The sequence below is a fragment of the Clostridium sp. CF012 genome (assembly GCF_018861755.1).
Classification (GTDB): domain Bacteria; phylum Bacillota; class Clostridia; order Clostridiales; family Clostridiaceae; genus Clostridium_AD.
On sequence record NZ_JAHLEF010000005.1, the window covers coordinates 106,666 to 127,781 of the forward strand.

Consider the following 21,116-nt stretch of genomic DNA (forward strand, 5'->3'; position numbering starts at 1 on the left):
ATTAAACAAAATAACAAGTCAAAATGTTAATGAATTTTGACTTGTTATTTTATTTAATATTCCTAACCTTGCTCTTCCATAAAAATAAAGTCTCTTGCTCCATATAATCCTTCAATATAGGTTTTTCCCTCCTCTGAAAATTCAATATCCAATGGAGAAACCATTACCTCCCGGACTCTATAATATTTTGCAGTTCCATCCTTCTGTCGTTTATAAAAGCCAGAAAAATCATGGATAATATAATGTATCCCCTCTTCTTTTCCAAGGTATAGCATCGCATGTCCACTCATATAAACTGGTGTTCCAGGTTTCAATTTATCCAATAGCTTTTCCCTATCTTCAATAGTCATAGTTTCTGGCATTTCATAGAAAATACCAACTGCAAGTTCTCCCTGCTCTTCTGCATTTCTAGGAAGATTTATACCCATAGTTCTATAGACATCCATAATTAAGCTTGCACAATCTCTTGAATTAAACGTTCCACCCCAACCGTATCTTTCACCTGTGAATTTGAAGGTATGAATTAGGATGTTTTCTCTAGTATAGGGTAAATATCCTTGTGAAACCTCCTCATTTCTTGCAATTAAAGCAACTTTAAACTCTACATTGCCACTATTATTTCTCGTTGGAAGTTTAACCACATAATTACCTGTAGGATTTTGCCCATAAATATCTTCCTTTATTTCATCAATACCTACAAGTGGTATTTTAATACCCATATCAAATTTCACTTCTGATAGTTGTTCATCCAAGGGATTATAATTTGTAAATACCCTTTTCCCTGTAGTTACTATAAAGTCTTTTGTATTGTGATAATCAAAAAGCTCTTGTTTATTACAAATCGCCACATCTTTTTCAGGTATCCAAGCTAAATAGTTGTACATCTGTGCCAAATACCATTTATTATCCACACTTTTATGAAGAATTACAAGTGGTTCAACAGGAAAAACCGCAGTCTCTTGAAACCTATCAAACTCATAGTTATCTCCAATATTAAATACTGTATCATAGGTTGGGAATGTCCTCATGACAGTCTTTTTAATAGATATTCCATATTTAATATTATTTGTGTCCGTTAACCCATTAATATTACAATTCTCTATTAACTTATTATAATATTCTGGCCTAACTAATTTTCCATCCCCATGGTATCTCTCACATTTGGGAATACAACTAATAGAGTTTATCTTGTCTATTAAATCACTTTTACTAAGTGATGCACTATAATTTTCTAAGTCCACAATAGTTGCTACGTTTTTTTTGCTTTTCCTTTTATATGCCTCTATCTTCTGAATATTCATAATGACTTTATTCAAATCAAGAGATTTCATCCAATTTTTTGCATAGAGCATTTCTTCCTTTAAGTCTGGAATATTTGAAATAAAGAGCTTATCTGCTTTTAGGGTCCATAGCTTCTGCGGAGATAGATTTCCTTCAATACTCATTATAAATATAATCCCCCTTTTCATATCTATCTTATTTTTACTATTAATAAACGAAGTATTTTTTTAGTCCTATTTATTTAAAATCTTCGGTACTTTAGAAGCCCTAAGTCTGTGTGCATAATGCATGTCAGAACCTAATAGCGGCCTAGCGTAATTTAAGAAGGCTTCTGTTACATTATTGCATGCACTATTAATAAAATTATCGGGCATTACCTTTGTCTTGCCTGCTACGAGATCTAATTGAGTAAGTCTATAATCTACTGAATAATGGCCTGTTCTATGAATAGTAATTGAACCATCAACATTATCCCAAAGTGCAAACTGTGCAGCTTTTTCTCCTACTTCTCTAGCTTCATTTCTATCTACATCTGACACACAGCCCATAAAACATCTTTGAGAATATCCAAAGGTATCCGTTCTAACTCTTTTAATATTTAGATTGTTTCTAATGTAGTTCCCTAGAAGGTCACCTAATGCGCCTGATCCTGATAATTGTATATTTCCATGATCATCTTTTTCTACTTTTTCCATAAGGCTTGAAATAATTGGTTGACCTTTTTCATCTACAATACCTTCTGAAACAGCTATTACACATCTTCCATATTTATCATAAACATCTTTTACATCAAGCAAAAATTGATCTATTTTAAAAACTCTTTCTGGCAGATATATTAAATGTGGACCATCATCTTCGTACTTTTTAGCCAGTGCTGCTGCTGCTGCTAAAAAACCTGCATTACGTCCCATTACTACCCCTATATATACCCCTGGTAATGCCCTATTATCAAGATTGATTCCAATAAATGCATTTGTTATATATTTAGCTGCAGATCCATATCCAGGAGTATGGTCATTAACCATAAGATCGTTGTCTATAGTCTTTGGTATATGAATTGCGCGAAGCTCATAACTTGCAATTTTAGCTTGCTGATTTACTATCCTAACTGCATCTGATGAATCATTTCCTCCAATATAAAAGAAATATCTTATTTCATGAGCTTTAAGCACCCTAAATATCTCTTTACAATATTCTATATCTGGCTTGTCTCTTGTAGATAAAAGTGCTGAGGATGGAGTCATAGCCACCTGTTCTAGATTATGAGTCGTCTCACGACTTAAATCATGGAAATTTTCATTAACTATCCCATTTACTCCATTTATAGCACCATAGACCTTTGTTACCTGTGCAAACTTTCTTGCTTCTAGCACAGCACCAACTAGTGATTGATTAATAACGGCGGTTGGTCCTCCACCTTGTGCGATTAAAACTTTACCTTCAATAATCATATTTTACACTCCTTATAATTTTGTGATTACTTTAAGCTCGCTATATTTTTAAATAATAAAAACATTATAAAAAAAGCCCAATGTGATTATTCATCATACTGGGCTAACTTACGTTAATGTTTTTATACATCTTATAAATAAAGCAGTAATTATTAAATTCTAACTAGATTATAATTTATATCCCCAAGAATTACAAGTTTTATTGAGAATTTTCAAAATATTTTGTTTTTACTTTCTAAATAAATTCCCTAATTTTTCTGCTGCCATTTTTACAAACTTTTTAGAAAGTATAGCAGAAACAACTGCTATACCATCGATATTTGCTGGCTTTAATAGTGCTACATTTATTTCACTAATTCCACCAATAGCAACCACCGGAATAGAAATACCTTGTTTTATCTCTTTCAAACAGTCTATGGTCACGGCCCTTGCATCATCTTTAGTAGCTGTAGGGAACATAGCTCCCACTCCCACATAATCTGCACCTTGACTTTCTGCCTTTTTAGCTTCTTCAAGGGTTGAAGTAGATACACCTATTATTTTATTACTGCCTAGAATACCTCTTGCAATATCTGCTGGCATATCATCTTGACCCAGGTGGACCCCTGCAGCATCTATTGCCTGGGCAATATCCAGTCTATCATTAATTATTAGTGGAATTTTATATTTATCTGTAATGAACTTTATTTTTACTGCCAGGTTATAAAATTCTAAAGTACTTATGCTCTTTTCTCTAATCTGAACTAGTGTAACTCCACCCTTTATAGCCTGCTCAACCTCAGTATATATATCTGTATCCACGAGCACATCCCTATCTGTAACAAGATAGAGACTATAATCTAAATTATTCCTCATTTATTTTGCTCCTTTCTATTATCTCAGTTTGAGATAAATTGTAAATAGCATCTAGTATTTTTACTTTTAAGGTTCCTGTGCCACCATTATTTTTACCTAAGCCTTCATAAGCTATTTCTCCAGCAATCCCCATAGAAACAATTCCAGCAAGCGTAGCTAAAAGATTATTATCTCCTGCTCCTAAATAACAACCAATAAGTGAAGTGCACATACATCCTGTTCCTGTAACCTTAGCCATTATTTTATGTCCATTTTGTACAGAGTAAAGAGTTTTACCATCTGTTATTATGTCTTCCGCACCAGTTATTGCTACTACGGTGTTTAATTTACTTGCAAGCGTTCTGGCCATTTCTTTTCCTTCTGCCCGTGCATTAACATTTTCAGAAACACTTCCGGAAGCATCTACTCCTTTTGTTTTAGATTCAATACCATAAAGTGTTTTTATTTCAGATAAATTCCCTCTAATTACAGCGAGTTTTACTTCCCTAATAATCCTCTTCGCAGTATCCGTTCTATAGGTCGTTGCTCCTGCTCCAACAGGATCTAGAATAACAGGAATATTTAATTCATTTGCCATTTTTCCTGCCACAAGCATTGACTGTACACTTGAAGAGTTTAGGGTTCCTATGTTTATTACAAGTGAAGAGGAAATGGATACCATATCACGGACTTCATTAATATCCTCCGCCATAACTGGTGACCCACCAATAGCAAGGGTAATATTAGCACAATCATTTACTGTAACATAATTTGTTATATGATGTACCAAGGGATTTTTTTCTCTTACCTTGTTTAATAATTCTATGATTTTCTTATTAATTTCCATTTATATGTCCCCCTCCAACTTATTGCATATATAAAGCCTGTAATAATCATAACTGGTACTGTAGCACCTAGTATAAAATCAAGCTTAATAAAGCTATAGTAAATCACTATTCCCATAACCCATACAAGGATTGCTCCCCAATTTATAAGTACATTCGCTTCAACCTTTGTATTTTTCTTTATTATAAAGTAATCTGTAATCAAAATTGCAAATAATGGTGCAAATACCGATCCTATTGCATATAGAAAGCTCTGATAATTTTCTATAGGAAGTATTATAGCCATGAAGGTTCCAATAATGGTCATAACAATACCAACATTTTTTTCACTGAGCTTTGGCATAATATTCAGGAAAGAAACTCCTGCGGAATAAACATCTAAAAATGTAGTAGTTACTGTAGATAGGACTACTATGCCTAAAGCTGTAATTCCTAAATTTGCAGCAAGCATCATAGCTGAGGGGTCTGAGTTATTTGAAACTATAGCAGCCCCGAGACCTATAATAAACATCCATGAACTTCCTAAAAAATAACCTATAAAGCTTCCATAGGCTCCTCCCTTTTCACTTTTTGCAAATCTAGTATAATCTGCAATTAAAGGTAACCAAGAAAGAGGCATAATTATACTGAGTTCTAAGGCTCCTCCAAAGGATATACCTGAACTACTCGCCTTTGCAAGTAATGTTTTATCCTTAAAAATAATTGATCCTAGTACCAATGTAAGAATAAAAAGCAAAGCTACGGCAGTAATATTTAATTTTTTCATACCTGCATTGCCAAAAGAAAGCCATAATATCGTAAGTATTCCTATAAGTACTATACATACTAAAACATTATTGAAACCCCATAAACTTTGTGTTATTGTGTTTACCGAATTTGCTGCTGCCTTTATCATAACCGCCGTCCACCCAATAAGCTGAAGTATATTTAAAATTGAAAATAAATAGGTACCATATACTCCAAAAGAAATACTGGTAGAAGTTATAGCTGGAACCTTTTCTCTAGTACCGATGATGCCTCCAAGTGTCAATATCCCTGTGCCTATTAAGTGTCCTAGCAAAATTACTATTACCCCTATTTTAAAGCCTAAGGGCGCAATGAGTCCTCCAGTCAAAATTTCAGCAATAGAAACCGCAGCTCCAAACCATAAAAATGCAAAGGTCCAAAAACCTAATTTTTCGCTATCATTAATCATTTGCTATACCTGCTTTCTTATATAGTTCGTAGAAGTGATTGGTAGGTCCAACGCCATGTCCAATATCTAAGGAATACATTATTGCAATTGTAATATACTCTTTTGAATTTTTTATTGCCTCTAGCATACTAAAACCCAGCGCCAGATTTGCAGCTATAGCAGATGATAGAGTACATCCCGTTCCATGAGTATTTTTCGTATCTATTCTTTCGGATTTAAAATGTGTAATTTCCTTACCATCATAAAACACATCTATGGCATCGCCCTTCATATGTCCTCCCTTTAAAAGCACACTTTTGCAGCCTAGCTTATACATTTCTTTTGCTGCCCTTTCCATATCTTCTACCGTTTCAATGGTTATAATATCTGAATTAACTTCACGAAGAATCTCCTCAGCCTCTGGAACATTAGGCGTAATAAGAGATGCTAATGGAATTAATTTATTAATTAGTGCGGTTTTGGACTCTGGCTTTAACAGTGAAAAACCACTTTTTGAAATCATTACAGGGTCTAGTACTATGTTTTTAGGCTTGTATTGTTCTAATTTTTTACTTATGGCATCAATAGTTGAAACCACTGAAACCATACCAATTTTAACTGCATCTACAACTATATCTGTAAAAATCGCATCAATTTGTGCCTCAATAATTTCTTTATCCAGATCTTGCACTGCAAAAACTCCCATGGTATTCTGTGCCGTTATTGCTGTAATAACACTCATTCCGTAAACCCCATTTGCACTAAAACTCTTTAAATCCGCTTGTATTCCTGCTCCTCCACAACTGTCAGAACCCGCTATAGTCAAAACTTTTTTCATAAGTAAAACCTCCTACTTTTTATCTATTTTAAGCTTCTTTATTTAAATTAGTTAGTTTTTTAAAATCTAAAACTCTAAGAATGAAAAATGCTATTAGACTTCCTCCAATGGTACTTATTAAGAATGGAGTTATAAAGAACAATGCACCAATTTTTTTACCCATTATAAAGTTAGCTACTGGAAATGCTAATAGTCCCCCTAAAATTCCTGTCCCAAATATTTCTCCAGCTACAGCCGATAAATTATTTTTAGTCTTCTTATATAAAATTCCAGCTAAAAGTGCTCCAATCATACTTCCTGGAAAAGCCAAAAGAGAGCCTGTTCCTAATATATTTCTAAGTAGTGATATACAAAAGGCTATAGCCACCGCATATCCAGGACCTAAAATCACAGCTGCTAGTACATTAATTGTATGCTGCACAGGAAAGCATTTTGATACTCCTACTGGTATAAAAATAATATTTCCGACTATTACCCCCATAGCTATTAGCATTGATGCAATAGTTATTTTTTTTGTCTTCATTTATCGTTTCTCCTTTCATAATAAAACTAAAAAAGAATAAACTGATAATAACCACTCTGTAGTGTCATTTTATTTTTTTAGATGCTAAACAAAAAAACACAAATCTCTAGGATTTGTGTTTAAATTACCATGCTATATAAAATATATACATATATAATACACCATTAAACAACTTCCTACGCTGGCATTATCCAGTTCAGGTTATTAGGGTCAAAGAATTATAGTTCTTGTTCTCAGTTGGCTTATCCAACTCCCCTGTGCTCGGTTATTCACTTTTATAAACTGTGGCTTTGAAATACCGCAACTAATATATGATACTAGTAATTTTATTTCATGCACTAATAATACCATAACAAATTACTATACACAAATTATTACTATGCTTTTCTTATCTTAGGCATAAACTGAGATAATTTAATATGAAAATTTTAAAATTATATAAACAACCTAATTATTCCATCTATATTTTAATATATTATGGTTAAACTATAAAGGCACTGAATATATACAGTGTGAATTTTACATTCGAAGGGAGAAAATTATGAATAATAATTTAGAAGAAACAAAAAAATTAAATAACCAATCAGTAACTAATAAGGGCAATAGTGGTGCTTCAAACTCTGGTATGACTAGTAGCGTTAGTGATCCTGCTACTTTACAAGAAACAAAACAATTAAATCAACAATCAGTTGCAAATTCAGCTACTAGTGGTGCTTCAAACTCCGGTATGAATAGTACTGCTAATGCTAATATGTCTAATATGAGTATCAGCACTGATGCTACTGCTTTAGAAGAAACAAAACAATTAAATAATCAATCAGGTTCAAATTCAGGTACTAGTGGTGTTTCAAATGCTGCTATGTCTAATATGAGTAGTAGCACTAATAATTCTACTTTAGAAGAAACAAAAAAATTAAATCAACAATCAGTAGCAAATAAAGGTGCTATGAAATAAAAAAAACTAAGGCAGGATGATAATCCTGCCTTAATTTTTTAAAATTATTTTTGTTTTTCTAATCTTAAACCATATTGAGTAGGCGATACATCTATAGCTTCAATTACTTTAAATCCTGCGCTACTACATAACATCATCATCTCATCTACAGATATTCTATCCTGAATGGGAGGCCCTGACTCCATCTTTGTTTTAGCCCAATCTATTATTAAAAAGTAGCCATCATCTTTTAATACTCGATAAACTTCATCAAAGTATTTTGCTACATCCTCAACCTCGTGAATAACATTGCTAATAAGTACATATTTAACTGAATCACTTTGTACTGGAAAAACATATTCTTCACAGGTTTTAAATTCTATGTTATTTATTCCCTCTGCTTTTTCCTTGGCAAAATCTAAAATCTCCGGAACTATATCTATGCCAATAACTTTATTATTTTTAAGAAGCTTAGAAGCTGGCACTGTAAAATATCCTATACCACAGCCCACATCTAATAGCGTACCATTATCCTCCACTTTCAATTTTAAAAGTGTTTCTTCTGGTGGCATATTTCTTCTTCTTTCCGGATTATCTAATTTTTCTATATTTTTAATATTAAACTTATGCATTTTAACCCTTCCTTTGTGTAATAGATTTTTTATTTTTATTATTCACAGATGAACATATATTTTGAGGCTTGTTTTTTCAATAACTGTATCTGATATTGTATTTACAGGACATATTGTACACCAGATTCTAAGACTATACAATAACCAATGCTTTTATTGCTACAGCCTTCATCAAAGTTTACTATTATTACTTCAGAATATACCACTGGGGGTATATTAGAGAAGTATTATTTATCTTTAAATATGTTTATCCTTAGTGCATTTATAATTTCAATTTTGATGCAAAAAAAATCCAGCTCAATTGCTGAATTTTAAAAAAACTATTGATTTTGTATCCAATTTATCATACTATATAATAAATACAAAATGAAAGGATGATTCATATGAAGAAGTCTAAAAAACAATTAATTCAAGGTATGTCCTTCACAATTGACATGAACAAACTGAATTTAAATAGAAGAAAATTTAAATCCAGTGAAATTGGAAGAGGCACAGGAGTTCAAAAGATCAAAAAAGGAAAAGGTTCTTATACCCGCAAGAATGTCAAAGTAGATGACAGTTATTGTGGGTATTTTTTATTCCACCCTATTCAAGCTTTATACCTGATCTCCTAACAGCTATATGCCATCCATGAAGTAATTCTTTTCTTTTTTTCTCTGTCATAGATGGTTTAAAACTTCTTGATATTGCCCAATGCTTCGATACTTCATCTCTGCTCTTCCAATATCCTACTGCAAGGCCTGCAAGATAAGCTGCGCCCAGTGCTGTAGTTTCTGTAACTACTGGTCTGTCTACTTGAACGTTTAAAATATCAGATTGAAACTGCATTAAGAAATTATTTGAGCAAGCTCCTCCATCTACTTTAAGTTCTGTAAGTGTAATTCCCGAATCTTCTTGCATTGCTTTTAAAACATCGTGTGTTTGGTAAGCAAGCGCTTCGAGAGTCGCTCTTATCAAATGTTCTTTCTTTGCTCCTCTTGTAAGCCCTACTATTGTTCCTCTTGCATAAGGATCCCAATAAGGGGCTCCAAGTCCAACAAAAGCAGGAACAACATATACTCCATTTGTATCTTCTACTGCATTTGCATATTCTTCGCAATCTGCAGCATTATCAATCATTCTAAGCTCATCTCTTAACCATTGTATAGCTGCTCCTGCTATAAATACACTCCCTTCAAGTGCATACTCGACTTTTCCATCTATCCCCCAAGCAATAGTAGTAAGTAATCCTTGCGAAGATTCAATTGCCTTGTCCCCTGTGTTCATAAGCATGAAACATCCTGTACCATATGTATTTTTAGCTGTTCCCGGTGCATAACAAGTTTGTCCAAACAAGGCTGCTTGTTGATCTCCAGCTGCTCCTGCAATAGGAATTTCTCCTCCAAACAAGGAAGCATCTGTATGTCCATAAACACAACTAGAAGGTTTAACTTCTGGAAGCATTGATTTTGGTATGTTCAAGGTTTCTAAAATTTCTTCATCCCATGTAAGTTTATGAATATTGAATAGTAATGTTCTTGAAGCATTTGAATAGTCTGTAACATATGTTTTTCCTTTTGTTAAATTCCAAATTAACCATGTATCTATATTACCAAACAATAAATTACCTGCTTCTGCCTTTTCTCTAGCGCCTTCTACATTGTCTAATATCCATTTTATTTTTGTTCCAGAAAAATAAGCATCTAAAATCAATCCCGTTTTAGCTCTTATTACTTTATCAAAGCCCTTTTCAGTTAATTCATCACAAGTTTCTGCTGTTCTTCTACATTGCCATACAATTGCATTATATACTGGGACTCCTGTTCGCCTGTCCCAAACCACGGTGGTCTCTCTTTGATTTGTAATACCTATTGCTGCTATATCAGACGCCGTAGCATTAATTTTAGCCATTGCTTCTGTTGCAACACTAATTTGACTTGACCATATTTCCATTGGGTCATGTTCTACCCAAGCTGCTTTCGGGAAAATTTGAGTGAATTCTTTTTGTGCAGATGTTACAATAAGTCCCTTTTTATCGAATAGAATACATCTTGAACTTGTTGTCCCTTGATCTAGTGCCATTATATATTTAGCCATTGTGAAAAACTCCCTTTTTAAATTAGTCATATTGAACCGTTTACAATTTAATACATAAAAAAAGCCACATCAAAATAAAGTATAACACTTTATAATAACGCGGCTCATATTCTTTGCCATTTATTATCTATTAATAGGATAAGTATAACTTATTATTAGATTTTTTGCAATGTAAATGGTTTCCTTTAGTCACTATTCTTTATTTTAATTCAACACTATTCTTATAATCTACAGTAAAAGACTCACCTTTTTTCATCATTATATGTCCTGAAGAGTAAGGGCTGCCTTCTATTGTTATATAAACACTATCTACACCATAATATGCGCCCAATGTATTTGTAATAGACTGTAAAATCATGCCTTCATATCCGGACCCTGCATTCATTTCACTAGTTAATTCCTTTGTGAAATCCACGTAAACCCTATTATCCTTATTTAGATAGAGACTTTTTATTTTGACATTAGGTCCAAGCACCTTGCCCAAATCTTCTTTAGGTAAATCCTTAAAAGCACTTTCAAAAATCATTTTTGTTATATCATTAGTTTTAAAAGAAAGTTGCTTATTTACGAAATATAACTTATCGTCATTTGCATTTGGATAATAAAATTTTACTGTTTGTGTAAATGCTTTATCCTTTTCTATCTTGCTTAAGGAAGAGGTAATCTCATCACTATTTAAAACAAATGCTGTTTTTACTAAACCAACATTTGGTGCATAATAATCTAAGTTCTTTCCTTCTTTATTCTCTGTAGTAACCTCAAGTGCTTTATATTTACCTAAAGGCGTAGTCACTTCTACATCCACATTTGAAATATATCTTTTCCTATTATCAGAGAGTGTCCAAGTGGTTCCTTTTATTAGTGGCTCTTTTAACAAAATTTCTTCCTTACTACTAGGACTTTGGGTTAAATTCTCTCTATAATAACATTCAGCTCTAGATAGCTGCATAGTCAATTTTCCATCTTTATTTTCTAGCACTTTAACCACTTCTGTACCACCATTATTAGTTCTTAGTTGCACACGATTTTCTGCTAAATAATCCACAAAAACATTAAATGCAGCATATTCATTTCCTTTACCCTCATACACATATTGGGAGTTTTCATTAAAGGAAAAATAATCTTTAATAGTAAGTGGCAGCTTAGTAACTATTGGAACTGATTTCTCTATAACAGGCACAACAACCTTCTTATCTGTGCAACTGCTTAGAAATACAAGTGAAAAAATCAAGCTAATAATTATCAGAAGTTTTTTCATTTTTTTACCTCCTTTAAGTCTCATTTTAATATTATTATACATCTTTTAATCTTTTATTCCAATATCACTTTATATACGAATTTTTCACTATATTAGTTCACGCTAAAGTTAAAGTATTTGACTATATTTCAACAAAAATAAAGTTGAAACACTTGAAGGCGCTAAAAAAATAGAAGCTAATTCCCCATATATTAATCCCGATGGGTTTAGCTTCTATTTCCTAATAAATTCTTCTTTCAATGATTCTCTCCTAACTAATTTCCCGCTCATAAATAATAATGATTCTAATATTGTTGATATTAAACTCTTAAGGTTTAATCTGGTACGGGTAACTTCAAATTATTTTTTATTAATGTTAGCAATGGATCAAAGTATCTTTTATAGGCCTAATCGATATTTTTTCCACTACTTATGAATTAAGTTTCTTGTCTATGCTGATTCAGCAATTTTCAACTAATTTTTTTAAATATACAAATCAGTTTAAATTGATTTTCCTGGTGTAACCACCCCACTTTCAATTATAATAAATGGTTTTTTAATATTATTAATTTTTGGGCCACACCCTTTCGTTCTTAAGATTTTTTCAATGTTTTTTAATACTTTTTAATATTTAACCTTACACTCTGAATTGAAAGCTTTCTTCTTTGTGTAACATCAGTATACTTCCCTTTTTTTACTATGTCAATAGTTATTACTAATTAATATTATGAATAATTGGTGAATTATTCTGACAATTATTAGGTTTCATATTCTAATAGCTGTTACAATGAGCATTTTTCATCTGCAATTCGGTCAAAAAAAAAAGGGCCTCCCCCTTGAGGAGGCTTCCTTTCAAGCACTTTAGCTTACTATCATTTGAATCAATATTAACAAAATATATCCTTTTATTCTAAAATGCTATATTTTGAATTTGCATCAAATCTAAAAGAAAGTATCAGTGAAATTATAGCAATTATGATAAATGCTATAAATACTACATGAAGTCCTGAATTTAAGGATAGTTTTATTTGCTGCAAACTTACTCCACTGCTTAAAGCGGTGGTCTGAGAATATAAATTACTTGGTTGTATACCCTTAATTCCCAAATTATTAAAATATTTAACTATATTAGTATTTAATATGATTCCAAACATACTAACTCCTATAGTTTGACCTAAGGTACGTACTAGTGCATTTACTGCTGTGGCCGCGCCTCTTTTACTATATCCTACAGACGCTTGTACCATTATTGTTAATGTAGTAAACGCTCCCCCAAAACCAAATCCCATGATAAACCCAGAAATTATAACTGACATTATTGGAGATTTAATAGTTAAAGTAGTTAGTAATCCACAACTAATAATCAAAATTAAAGTAGATATACCAATGATTATTTTTTCACCATATTTAGGAATAGCTTTAGATAAAACAAATGAAGATAATAGCCATGAAATGGACATAGGTGCCATAGAAACTCCAGAAGCTGTAGCCCCAAATCCCAAAACATTTTGCATATATATAGGTAAGTAAACCTCCACACCTATTAAAATTCCTGAAGCTAAAAAGCTTATGGAATTTACAATAGTGCTAGTTTTCGTAAAAATTTCAAAAGGTATAATGGGTTCCTCTGCCTTTTTCTCCACATAGTAAAATAAGATCAATAATGCCATTGTAACTACTAAAGCTACTATAATATTATTTTTTTCACCAGATAAACTGCCTAGTAAAAACGTTATAATTGCAAGGGAAAATAGTAAAGTACCTACATAATCCATCTTATGTTTTTTCCTTTCAAAAGTTTCAACTAAGTTTTTTTGTAAAAGTACTATAGAGATTATTCCAAAGGGTAAATTTATAAAGAAAATCCAATTCCACGAAAGATTTTCTATTAAAAACCCACCTAAAAAAGGTCCCATTAAACTTGCTATTCCCCATACTGTACTTAACCATCCTTGAACCTTTGGTTTTTCTTCTACAGTAAAAATGTCACCCACGATAGTGTAGGTAACCGTAAATATTGCTCCCGCTCCCAATCCTTGAACTGCACGAAATGCTATAAGCTGGTACATATTTTGTGATATTCCACAAAGAGAACTTCCCAGTAAAAAAATTATTATTCCAATTGAAAGAATATTTTTTCTTCCATATAAATCAGATAATTTTCCATATATTGGCGTCGAAATAGCTGATGTCAATAGATAAGCAGCGAAAACCCAACTTATAAGCTCAAACCCATTTAATTCTTTAACTATAGTTGGTATGGCAGTAGTTATTACTGTTCCCTCTACAGCGGCGAGAAACATTGACACCATTAATGCAATGACTATACTCGTTTTTTTTGATTCCATACTTTGTGTCACTTCCCTCATTATAATGATTAATGCCTATATTTAATGTATACAAAAAATAAACAGCAAAGGCTATTGTATCATTAATCCATAAAATTTGCACAGTAAATTAAAAAACAGGCCCTCTACTAACAATTACTTAGTATAGGACCTGCTATTACTGTGAATAACGGATATAATCTGATTGCCACTTTTTATATTTTACATCCTTGCGATGGTCAGTTAAGGTATAGTTTTCTTTTAGAAATTCACCTAACTTCAAAGTAATTTTATTAGAACCAGAAATATTTAAATGACCTATATTAAACATATCTGTTTTAAAGTCAAATCCCATTTCATCAAATATTTTGTTATAATTAATAAATGGAATGTTATTGTTTTTTGAAATCTCTGCTATCTTATTAAACATCTTAGCAGGTTCCTTCTCCCAACTCTTATTTGTAGATGTACTATTATAATCATGAGGAGTAGTGGTAAAAATTAATTTGAACCCTTCTTTTTTAGATAGATCAATAATTTTATTCAGATATTCTTCTGACTTAGGTGAAAGATCTACCATTTCTGTTGTTGAAATATCTGAAGTACTTTCTTTTCCATACTTTTCAATACCAGCTTTAAATCCTTTTTCATAATAAGCATCTGCAGTGTCAAATTCAAAATCATTTTTTGTTAACTCTTTCCAACGATCATGATATTTTAAAATGGGAAAAAAATAGTCAACCCATTGGTATCGCGGTGTAGAATTAATAATAGCGTCTACTTTATTTAAAGAAAATTTTACGTTATCTAAAGCATTTCTTACATATCCCTCAGCACCAAATTTGTCAGTTAAACCTAAATAATATAAATCCACTACAACAATTGGATTTTTATGGTTTTTTATAACATCTTTCAGTATATAATAGGTCACATCTATTGGTTGTCCGCCAGTGGCATAGTTAAAGCTTGTTATACCATACTTATTCCAGAGTTCATTAGGATTTATTCCACTATTCATATGGCTTGAACCTAATAAAACAACATCCAATTGGTCGTCTGTATTAGCATATATCCCTTGTAATAGTTTCGCGCGATGATTTGTTTTTAAGATAAAAATAGAGTTAAGCATTGAAACAATTAGCAATACTATAATAACAAAGATAGACCCTTTAAAAAATGCTTTTTTAACCATGGGTTGTCCTCCTAAAATTGTGAATAAATAAACTGTTTCATACTATATCCCGGTCCATACATTCCGAGGATTAAGATAACTACAATTACAGATATATATATAGTCCATCTAAATATTATGTTTTGTTTAGATAATTGAATTCGCAGATTCCATTTTTTTTGCATAAGATCTACTATTATAACTAAAAATATACCAACAATTGCAATTATAAATTCTTTTGAGTCTAATCCTAATTTAAAGATAGAACCATCCAAAAATACACGTGGATTAAAGTAAAAAGAGTTCTTAATTATTCTTAAAGCATTTAAAAATGTATCAGCTTTAAAAAATATCCATGCAAAGTTAACAAGCATAAAAGTTGTTATTACTTGAAGAAACTTGAAGCTAAATGCTTCGGTGTTAATTTTAAAAGATTTTATAGCCTTTTCTTTAATGGGTTTAGTCAGATATCCTGTAATCTGATAAAGCCCATGAAGTCCTCCCCAAACTATAAAATTAAAAGTAGCGCCATGCCATAGACCACTTACTAAGAATACAATCATAATGTTGTAATAAGTTCTTAATTTACCACGTCGATTTCCACCTAGGGGGAAATACAAATAATCTTTAAACCAACTAGTAAGTGAAATGTGCCAGCGACTCCAAAATTCTTTTATTGATTTTGACAAGTAAGGTTGCTTAAAATTATTAGTTATTTTAAAACCTAAAACCTGAGCCGCGCCTCTTGCTATATCTGAATAAGACATGAAATCAAGGTAGATTTGAAAAGTGAAAAATACTGTAGCTATTAAAATAGTAAATCCTTTATAATTATTAGGCTTACTATAGACAGTATTAACTAGTAGTGCTAACCTATCTGATACTACTATTTTCACAAAAACGCCCCATAACATTAACAAAAGACCGTTTTTAACTCTCTCATAATCAAAAACATGTTTCTCATCAAACTGATGTAACATATTCTTAGATTTTTCAATAGGACCTGCCACAACTTGTGGAAAGAATGATACAAATAGAGCTAATTTCCCTAAATTTCTCTCTGCCACTACATCTTTTCTATAAACATCTATAATATAGCTTAGAGCTTGAAGAGTATAAAAGGATATCCCTAAGGGCAACAGATATCTAAATAATGGCATATGAATTGAAATGCCGAATATATTTAATCCCCGCACCAAGCTAACATTAAAAAAATTATAATACTTAAACAAAAACAAAATGCCTAAATTACTAGAAAAACTTGAAATTACCCAGAATTTCTTTAGTTTCATTGCTCTTTTTTCATTGCTTATTTTATTTGCATTTTCTATTAATAGTCCAGTTAAATATGTAATGATAGTAGATGTTGCTATAAATACTATATATTTAGGATTGGCTCTCATATAAAATAAGTAACTGCACATTAGAAGCCAAACCCATCGAAACTTATGTGGAATTATAAAATATAGGGTAGAAATAATTAAGAAAAAAGCAAAAAAATTAAATGACGTAAATTGCATCCATATACCTTCTTTCTATGTAAAATGATATCCATAGGCATAATACATTTTTTTATTCTAAAAAAACACTAGTTTCAAGTCAGTGCTAGCTCCAATATTTATTTAGGCGTATCTATGTTCTTATAATATACTTTTATTGTGACAGACAAATGTCATATGTGATAATAATTTATGAACAACACTTTTTATCTCTATCCATAATTTATAAAAAAAATAAGAATGTTGATGAAAATACAATTTTCATCAACATTCTTATTAGCTATATATTGTTTATATTAGATAAATGCTCTAATTAAGCCTCAACTACAGGTTCAGCAACCGCTTCATCAGTAGTATCTTCTGCAACTTGTTCTTTTACTTGTACTATAACTGCATAAACTTGATCTTCTTCATCAGTGATTTTTATTTTCTTATCTAAATCAAAATCCTTTATTGTAATTGTATCTCCAAGTTTTTTTTCTGCCACATCAACGCTTACTGCATCTGGCATTAAAGCCATAATTCCAGTAACATCTATGTCGGATTTTTGAACCTGTAACTGAAGTTGATTATCTAAAAGATTAGCTTCACCTTTAAAAGATAAAGGTAATTGCAACTTTATTTCTTGATCTAAAGAAACAATTTGTACGTCTATATGGTTAATTATTGCTGATACAGGATGTCTTTGGATTGCTTTTACAAATCCAAATTTCTTGTCCTCTCCGTATTTAACCCATACTTTCGCATTAGAACCATGTTTTCCAAGAATCTTTTTTAGTGGTACAAGTTCAAACTTTACAGGAATTGCTTCCTTGATCTTATCGCCATAAATTACGCCTGCAATAAAACCGTCTTCTTTAAATTTTTTATTTCCTGGAATTCTTTCAAATGCATCTAAAATAACTTTTTCCATAATAATAATACACTCCTCTTGGCTTACAAAGCCATTCTTTGGCCTATAAAGCCTTTTGCTTATTCTTTTGCATACATATGTTACCGATAATAATTTTCATATTATATTATTTTGTTTTTATAACCAAATAAAAAAACCAGCGTCATTACTCAAAAGGTAACATTAGTAATTAAAACATATTTATATTATAGCACATAATAGCAAAGAGAAGTTATTCAATATTTTATCATTTTTTTAGTATAAAAAGGAATATAATAATAATAATAACATTAATCAATTAAAAACTTTGATCTTCGTTAATATAACGCTTCAATTATTTTCACAAACTGATATACTTATATTTATAGATATTGATTGGAGGAATTACATTGTTTCGATATAAAAAAATACCTTTTATACAGCTTATCCCAATGATTATAATCACTTTTCTTCTTTTTAGAATAATAAATAATCTTGAAAGCATTGGTTCAGTATTCAATAAAATATCTTCTTTACTTACTTATTTTATTTGGGGTTTCTTTATAGCTTATTTACTTAATCCACTTATGGTATATATTGAAAAGGAAACAAAAATAAAAAGAATTTATAGTATAGGAATAATTTATACATTATTTATAGGGTTAATATTCTTAATAATCACTTTGGTTACCCCTAGTGTTATTAAAAGTGCCGCTGATTTATTTAATAACATTCCAGAATTTGCAGATAAATCATATAAGTGGTCTACTAATATTCTATCTGAAAATAAACTATTAAATAAATTTGATATTACCTCTTACTTAAAAAATTACCTTACTACTTTTAATAAAGAAATATCAACATATTTTGCCCCAGGTTTACAAGTGATAATTGATTACCTAATGGGTTTAAGTTCACTGTTTATAAAATTACTGTCTGGGATTGTAATTTCAATTTACTATTTGATTGATAAAGAGTCCATTATCTTTAATTTCAAAAAATTCATTTATTCTATTTTTAGTGAAACCCATGCTCTTAAGTTACTTGATTTTTTAAAAATAGTTAATTCTACTTTTAAAAAATATTTTGTAGGAAAAATAATCGATTCCATTATCTTTGGTATTATTACTTTTATAGGGTTTATGATATTAAAAATACCTTATGCACTGCCTTTTAGTTTAGTAATAGGAGTGACAAATATGATCCCTTACTTTGGAAACATTATGGGAATGATCCCAGCTGCTGCAATAACATTATTCTTTAGCCCCATAAAATCTGTAGAATTAGTACTATTTATTATAACCTTAAGTAATCTTGATGGATGGTTCATACAACCAAAAATTATTGGAGATAAGGTAGGAATTAGTCCACTTCTTATAATACTAGGGATTGTTCTCGGTGGAGGGCTTTTTGGAATTTTAGGAATGTTGCTTGGGGTTCCCACTATAGCTTTAATAAAGATCTTGTTGGAAGAATTTATGAATAAAAGAACTGAAGGTAAAGATATTCAATAAGTATAATTATATGGTTTAATAAAAAAAAGTACGAAATATTTCGTACTTTTTTGATTACTCTTCTATATAAGTAATATTACCATCAAAAATATAAGTAAGTGAAGTTTTTGTACCTTCTACCACATACATCATTTTTTCAATTACAACTTGCTCTTCCTTATTGGTTGTTATAGAAAGTTTATCTTCTTCATTAACTTCAGACTTTAACCCAAATTCATATATAAAATCATTTATGAGTCTTATCCACTCAGCTGTGTCATTAGACCCTGTGCTTTGATTCTTCGCGAAATTTTTTAGTGTTTTATCTAATTGTTTTTTTGAAAACATCAATATATTTGCCATTCTTTTTGCCTCCTAATTCTAGCCCTATTAAATTATAACATAAAAATTGAACTCACACCTAAGTTTATACCTACTTAATAAGAAGAGCTATTAAAGCAATACAAAAACGCCCTTGTAATTTTATAAATTACAAGGGCGTTCCTCTTTCATTTCTATCTATTAGTCAAAGATCTATGCCTGCATGTCTTTTCTTAATCCATCAACTTTTTTGTCTTTTTTATTGTTTTGAAGCATCATGTATAAGTATACTGGAATACCTAGTAGCATAAGTAGAAACCCATACATTACAACCTGTGAACCTGTTCCATAAATTGCATATAAAGAATATGCAAAAGCAAGCAATGCTACAAAAGAATTCTTCAAGAAATTCCAAACATTAAAATCTGATGAATGCTTCTTTAAAAGAACTATATCTGCTGCCACCGAAAAAGAATAAGCAGGTAAAAATGCCAATGTAGCAAGTAATATCATAAAGTTAAATGCAGCATTTAATGAACCTACGTAATTTAATATAAGAAGTATATTAGCTGCAACACCGCTTATTACAAGTGAAGCAACAGGAGTTTTATATTTGGGATGTATTTTCCCAAATACTTCTGGAAATAATTTATCCTGAGAAGCGCCAAAAGCACTTCTAGCAGTGGTTAATACCCATCCTGAAGTAGCTCCTAGTGTGGATATTATAGCACCTATTGCTATAAAGTTTCCACCCCAAGTTCCACCAGTTGCCGCGTTAATTATATCCGCAAGAGGCGCTTTTGAACCAGCTAAAGTTTCCTGATCTAGAACACCCATAGCAACTACTGAAACAATTAAATATACAGCTGCTGCAATTAAAGTACCATATATTGTGCTTTTTCTAATATTTTTTTCAGGATCTTTAATTTCCCCTGCAGGAACTGTTGCACTTTCAATTCCTACGAAAGCCCATAATGCGATTGCAATTGCTGCTGGTAAGGTACTCATTCCTGAAACTTCCGCACTAGATACTGTACTCAGCATATCAGGATTAAAATTTGAACCTGCAATTACTACAAATACTACTAGAGCACTTAGTTTTAGCACAGTTGTTACAATACTAACCATACCGGCTCCTTTAACACCAAGAATATTTACGATAGTGAAAAACCACAATACAACTGAAGTAATTAAAAACGCCATTATTGGAGTTGTTGCCCCTGGGAAAAAGTATGTGAAATAAAGCATAAAGGCAGTTATAATGGCGGCGTTTCCAACCCAAGCACCTATCCAATAGGTCCACGCAATTAAGAATCCTGCAAAATCTCCAAAGGCAGCTCTAGTATATACAATAGGCCCCCCTGTTCTTGGCATAGCTGTTCCTAGACTAGCAAAACTTAATGCAATTAGTAGTGATCCGATAGCTGTAATTACCCAAGCAATCATAGCAGTTTTAGGATTTGATGCAGCAGCTAGTGATGCAGCAGAGGTGAAAATACCTGAACCTATACAGTTACCTACAACTATAGCAGTTGCAGCAGCAAGACCAAGCTCCCTCTTTAACTTCACGTTTCCTGAATCGTTAATGTCATTGACTTTACTCATAATA

Annotated in this window: 19 protein-coding genes and 1 riboswitch; of the genes, 3 read left to right on the top strand and 16 right to left on the bottom strand. The window is 31.5% G+C overall.

Going from position 1 to position 21,116, the window contains the following annotated elements; translation table 11 throughout:
• Window positions 1-62: 62 nt before the first annotated feature.
• The 7 genes from KPL50_RS07205 to thiW all read right to left on the bottom strand — a co-directional run bounded on the left by KPL50_RS07205 (window position 63) and on the right by thiW (window position 6,946).
• The gene (locus tag KPL50_RS07205) at window positions 63-1,445 is read right to left on the bottom strand and encodes an SH3 domain-containing protein (protein WP_216297782.1); all 1,383 of its coding nucleotides are present in this window, start codon (window positions 1,443-1,445) and stop codon (window positions 63-65) included.
• Between the two features lie 69 nt (window positions 1,446-1,514).
• Window positions 1,515-2,732 (bottom strand): 6-phosphofructokinase, encoded by a 1,218-nt coding sequence (locus tag KPL50_RS07210; RefSeq protein ID WP_216297783.1) that lies wholly within the window; start codon window positions 2,730-2,732, stop codon window positions 1,515-1,517.
• A gap of 228 nt (window positions 2,733-2,960) precedes the next feature.
• Window positions 2,961-3,587 (bottom strand): thiamine phosphate synthase, encoded by a 627-nt coding sequence (gene thiE / locus KPL50_RS07215; protein WP_216297784.1) that lies wholly within the window; start codon window positions 3,585-3,587, stop codon window positions 2,961-2,963.
• Window positions 3,577-4,413 carry a hydroxyethylthiazole kinase gene (gene thiM / locus KPL50_RS07220; protein WP_216297785.1) on the bottom strand — a complete coding sequence of 279 codons (837 nt, stop codon included), beginning with the start codon at window positions 4,411-4,413 and terminating at the stop codon, window positions 3,577-3,579. Before thiM ends, thiE begins: the two co-directional genes overlap by 11 nt.
• A complete protein-coding gene (cytX, locus tag KPL50_RS07225; RefSeq protein ID WP_216297786.1) occupies window positions 4,389-5,606 on the bottom strand; it encodes a putative hydroxymethylpyrimidine transporter CytX in 1,218 nt (405 codons plus the stop codon). Before cytX ends, thiM begins: the two co-directional genes overlap by 25 nt.
• A complete protein-coding gene (gene thiD, locus KPL50_RS07230; RefSeq protein ID WP_216297787.1) occupies window positions 5,599-6,423 on the bottom strand; it encodes a bifunctional hydroxymethylpyrimidine kinase/phosphomethylpyrimidine kinase in 825 nt (274 codons plus the stop codon). The genes cytX and thiD overlap by 8 nt, the downstream gene beginning before the upstream one ends.
• A 28-nt stretch (window positions 6,424-6,451) precedes the next feature.
• Window positions 6,452-6,946 carry an energy coupling factor transporter S component ThiW gene (gene thiW / locus KPL50_RS07235; protein ID WP_216297788.1) on the bottom strand — a complete coding sequence of 165 codons (495 nt, stop codon included), beginning with the start codon at window positions 6,944-6,946 and terminating at the stop codon, window positions 6,452-6,454.
• Window positions 6,947-7,101: 155 nt separating this feature from the next.
• Window positions 7,102-7,213: riboswitch (TPP riboswitch) on the bottom strand.
• A 274-nt stretch (window positions 7,214-7,487) separates the two neighbouring features.
• Between thiW and KPL50_RS07240 the strand changes: the two genes are divergently transcribed.
• A complete protein-coding gene (locus tag KPL50_RS07240) occupies window positions 7,488-7,901 on the top strand; it encodes a hypothetical protein (RefSeq protein WP_253200497.1) in 414 nt (137 codons plus the stop codon).
• A gap of 44 nt (window positions 7,902-7,945) precedes the next feature.
• Here KPL50_RS07240 and KPL50_RS07245 read toward each other — a convergent pair whose 3' ends face one another.
• Window positions 7,946-8,512, bottom strand: coding sequence for a class I SAM-dependent methyltransferase (locus KPL50_RS07245; protein ID WP_216297789.1), 567 nt, complete (start codon window positions 8,510-8,512; stop codon window positions 7,946-7,948).
• Between the two features lie 383 nt (window positions 8,513-8,895).
• Here KPL50_RS07245 and KPL50_RS07250 point away from each other — a divergent pair, with 383 nt between their 5' ends.
• Window positions 8,896-9,126 carry a hypothetical protein gene (locus KPL50_RS07250; RefSeq protein WP_216297790.1) on the top strand — a complete coding sequence of 77 codons (231 nt, stop codon included), beginning with the start codon at window positions 8,896-8,898 and terminating at the stop codon, window positions 9,124-9,126.
• On the opposite strand, the gene glpK is transcribed toward KPL50_RS07250, so the two are convergent.
• The 6 genes from glpK to KPL50_RS07280 all read right to left on the bottom strand — a co-directional run bounded on the left by glpK (window position 9,098) and on the right by KPL50_RS07280 (window position 17,735).
• Entirely contained in the window at window positions 9,098-10,588 is a 1,491-nt protein-coding gene (gene glpK, locus KPL50_RS07255) for a glycerol kinase GlpK (protein WP_216297791.1), read from the bottom strand. The two genes, KPL50_RS07250 and glpK, sit on opposite strands and share 29 nt — an antisense overlap.
• Before the next feature lie 199 nt (window positions 10,589-10,787).
• Window positions 10,788-11,846, bottom strand: a complete 1,059-nt coding sequence (locus tag KPL50_RS07260; RefSeq protein ID WP_216297792.1) for a GerMN domain-containing protein — start codon at window positions 11,844-11,846, stop codon at window positions 10,788-10,790.
• A gap of 884 nt (window positions 11,847-12,730) precedes the next feature.
• Complete coding sequence (locus tag KPL50_RS07265) at window positions 12,731-14,173, bottom strand: MDR family MFS transporter (protein WP_216297793.1); 1,443 nt, start codon at window positions 14,171-14,173, stop codon at window positions 12,731-12,733.
• Between the two features lie 157 nt (window positions 14,174-14,330).
• Window positions 14,331-15,344: a hypothetical protein gene (locus KPL50_RS07270; RefSeq protein ID WP_216297794.1), complete on the bottom strand. Its 1,014-nt coding sequence runs from the start codon at window positions 15,342-15,344 to the stop codon at window positions 14,331-14,333.
• 11 nt (window positions 15,345-15,355) lie between these two features.
• Complete coding sequence (locus KPL50_RS07275) at window positions 15,356-16,726, bottom strand: MBOAT family O-acyltransferase (protein WP_290443210.1); 1,371 nt, start codon at window positions 16,724-16,726, stop codon at window positions 15,356-15,358.
• Between the two features lie 409 nt (window positions 16,727-17,135).
• Complete coding sequence (locus tag KPL50_RS07280) at window positions 17,136-17,735, bottom strand: 50S ribosomal protein L25 (RefSeq protein WP_216297796.1); 600 nt, start codon at window positions 17,733-17,735, stop codon at window positions 17,136-17,138.
• A 368-nt stretch (window positions 17,736-18,103) separates the two neighbouring features.
• On the opposite strand from KPL50_RS07280, the gene KPL50_RS07285 reads away from it, so the two are divergent.
• Window positions 18,104-19,207 carry an AI-2E family transporter gene (locus tag KPL50_RS07285; RefSeq protein WP_216297797.1) on the top strand — a complete coding sequence of 368 codons (1,104 nt, stop codon included), beginning with the start codon at window positions 18,104-18,106 and terminating at the stop codon, window positions 19,205-19,207.
• Window positions 19,208-19,261: 54 nt separating this feature from the next.
• Here KPL50_RS07285 and KPL50_RS07290 read toward each other — a convergent pair whose 3' ends face one another.
• Together KPL50_RS07290 and KPL50_RS07295 are read right to left on the bottom strand one after the other, a co-directional pair.
• A complete protein-coding gene (locus KPL50_RS07290) occupies window positions 19,262-19,549 on the bottom strand; it encodes a hypothetical protein (protein ID WP_216297798.1) in 288 nt (95 codons plus the stop codon).
• 171 nt (window positions 19,550-19,720) lie between these two features.
• Complete coding sequence (locus KPL50_RS07295; RefSeq protein ID WP_216297799.1) at window positions 19,721-21,112, bottom strand: amino acid permease; 1,392 nt, start codon at window positions 21,110-21,112, stop codon at window positions 19,721-19,723.
• Window positions 21,113-21,116: the final 4 nt, after the last annotated feature.

Bases quoted from the DNA above. Each gene is read 5' to 3' on its own strand.
- KPL50_RS07205 (WP_216297782.1), bottom strand. From the start codon at position 1,445: ATGAGTATTGAAGGAAATCTATCTCCGCAGAAGCTATGGACCCTAAAA.
- KPL50_RS07210 (WP_216297783.1), bottom strand. From the start codon at position 2,732: ATGATTATTGAAGGTAAAGTTTTAATCGCACAAGGTGGAGGACCAACC.
- thiE (WP_216297784.1), bottom strand. From the start codon at position 3,587: ATGAGGAATAATTTAGATTATAGTCTCTATCTTGTTACAGATAGGGAT.
- thiM (WP_216297785.1), bottom strand. From the start codon at position 4,413: ATGGAAATTAATAAGAAAATCATAGAATTATTAAACAAGGTAAGAGAA.
- cytX (WP_216297786.1), bottom strand. From the start codon at position 5,606: ATGATTAATGATAGCGAAAAATTAGGTTTTTGGACCTTTGCATTTTTA.
- thiD (WP_216297787.1), bottom strand. From the start codon at position 6,423: ATGAAAAAAGTTTTGACTATAGCGGGTTCTGACAGTTGTGGAGGAGCA.
- thiW (WP_216297788.1), bottom strand. From the start codon at position 6,946: ATGAAGACAAAAAAAATAACTATTGCATCAATGCTAATAGCTATGGGG.
- KPL50_RS07240 (WP_253200497.1), top strand. From the start codon at position 7,488: ATGAATAATAATTTAGAAGAAACAAAAAAATTAAATAACCAATCAGTA.
- KPL50_RS07245 (WP_216297789.1), bottom strand. From the start codon at position 8,512: ATGCATAAGTTTAATATTAAAAATATAGAAAAATTAGATAATCCGGAA.
- KPL50_RS07250 (WP_216297790.1), top strand. From the start codon at position 8,896: ATGAAGAAGTCTAAAAAACAATTAATTCAAGGTATGTCCTTCACAATT.
- glpK (WP_216297791.1), bottom strand. From the start codon at position 10,588: ATGGCTAAATATATAATGGCACTAGATCAAGGGACAACAAGTTCAAGA.
- KPL50_RS07260 (WP_216297792.1), bottom strand. From the start codon at position 11,846: ATGAAAAAACTTCTGATAATTATTAGCTTGATTTTTTCACTTGTATTT.
- KPL50_RS07265 (WP_216297793.1), bottom strand. From the start codon at position 14,173: ATGGAATCAAAAAAAACGAGTATAGTCATTGCATTAATGGTGTCAATG.
- KPL50_RS07270 (WP_216297794.1), bottom strand. From the start codon at position 15,344: ATGGTTAAAAAAGCATTTTTTAAAGGGTCTATCTTTGTTATTATAGTA.
- KPL50_RS07275 (WP_290443210.1), bottom strand. From the start codon at position 16,726: ATGAGAGCCAATCCTAAATATATAGTATTTATAGCAACATCTACTATC.
- KPL50_RS07280 (WP_216297796.1), bottom strand. From the start codon at position 17,735: ATGGAAAAAGTTATTTTAGATGCATTTGAAAGAATTCCAGGAAATAAA.
- KPL50_RS07290 (WP_216297798.1), bottom strand. From the start codon at position 19,549: ATGGCAAATATATTGATGTTTTCAAAAAAACAATTAGATAAAACACTA.
- KPL50_RS07295 (WP_216297799.1), bottom strand. From the start codon at position 21,112: ATGAGTAAAGTCAATGACATTAACGATTCAGGAAACGTGAAGTTAAAG.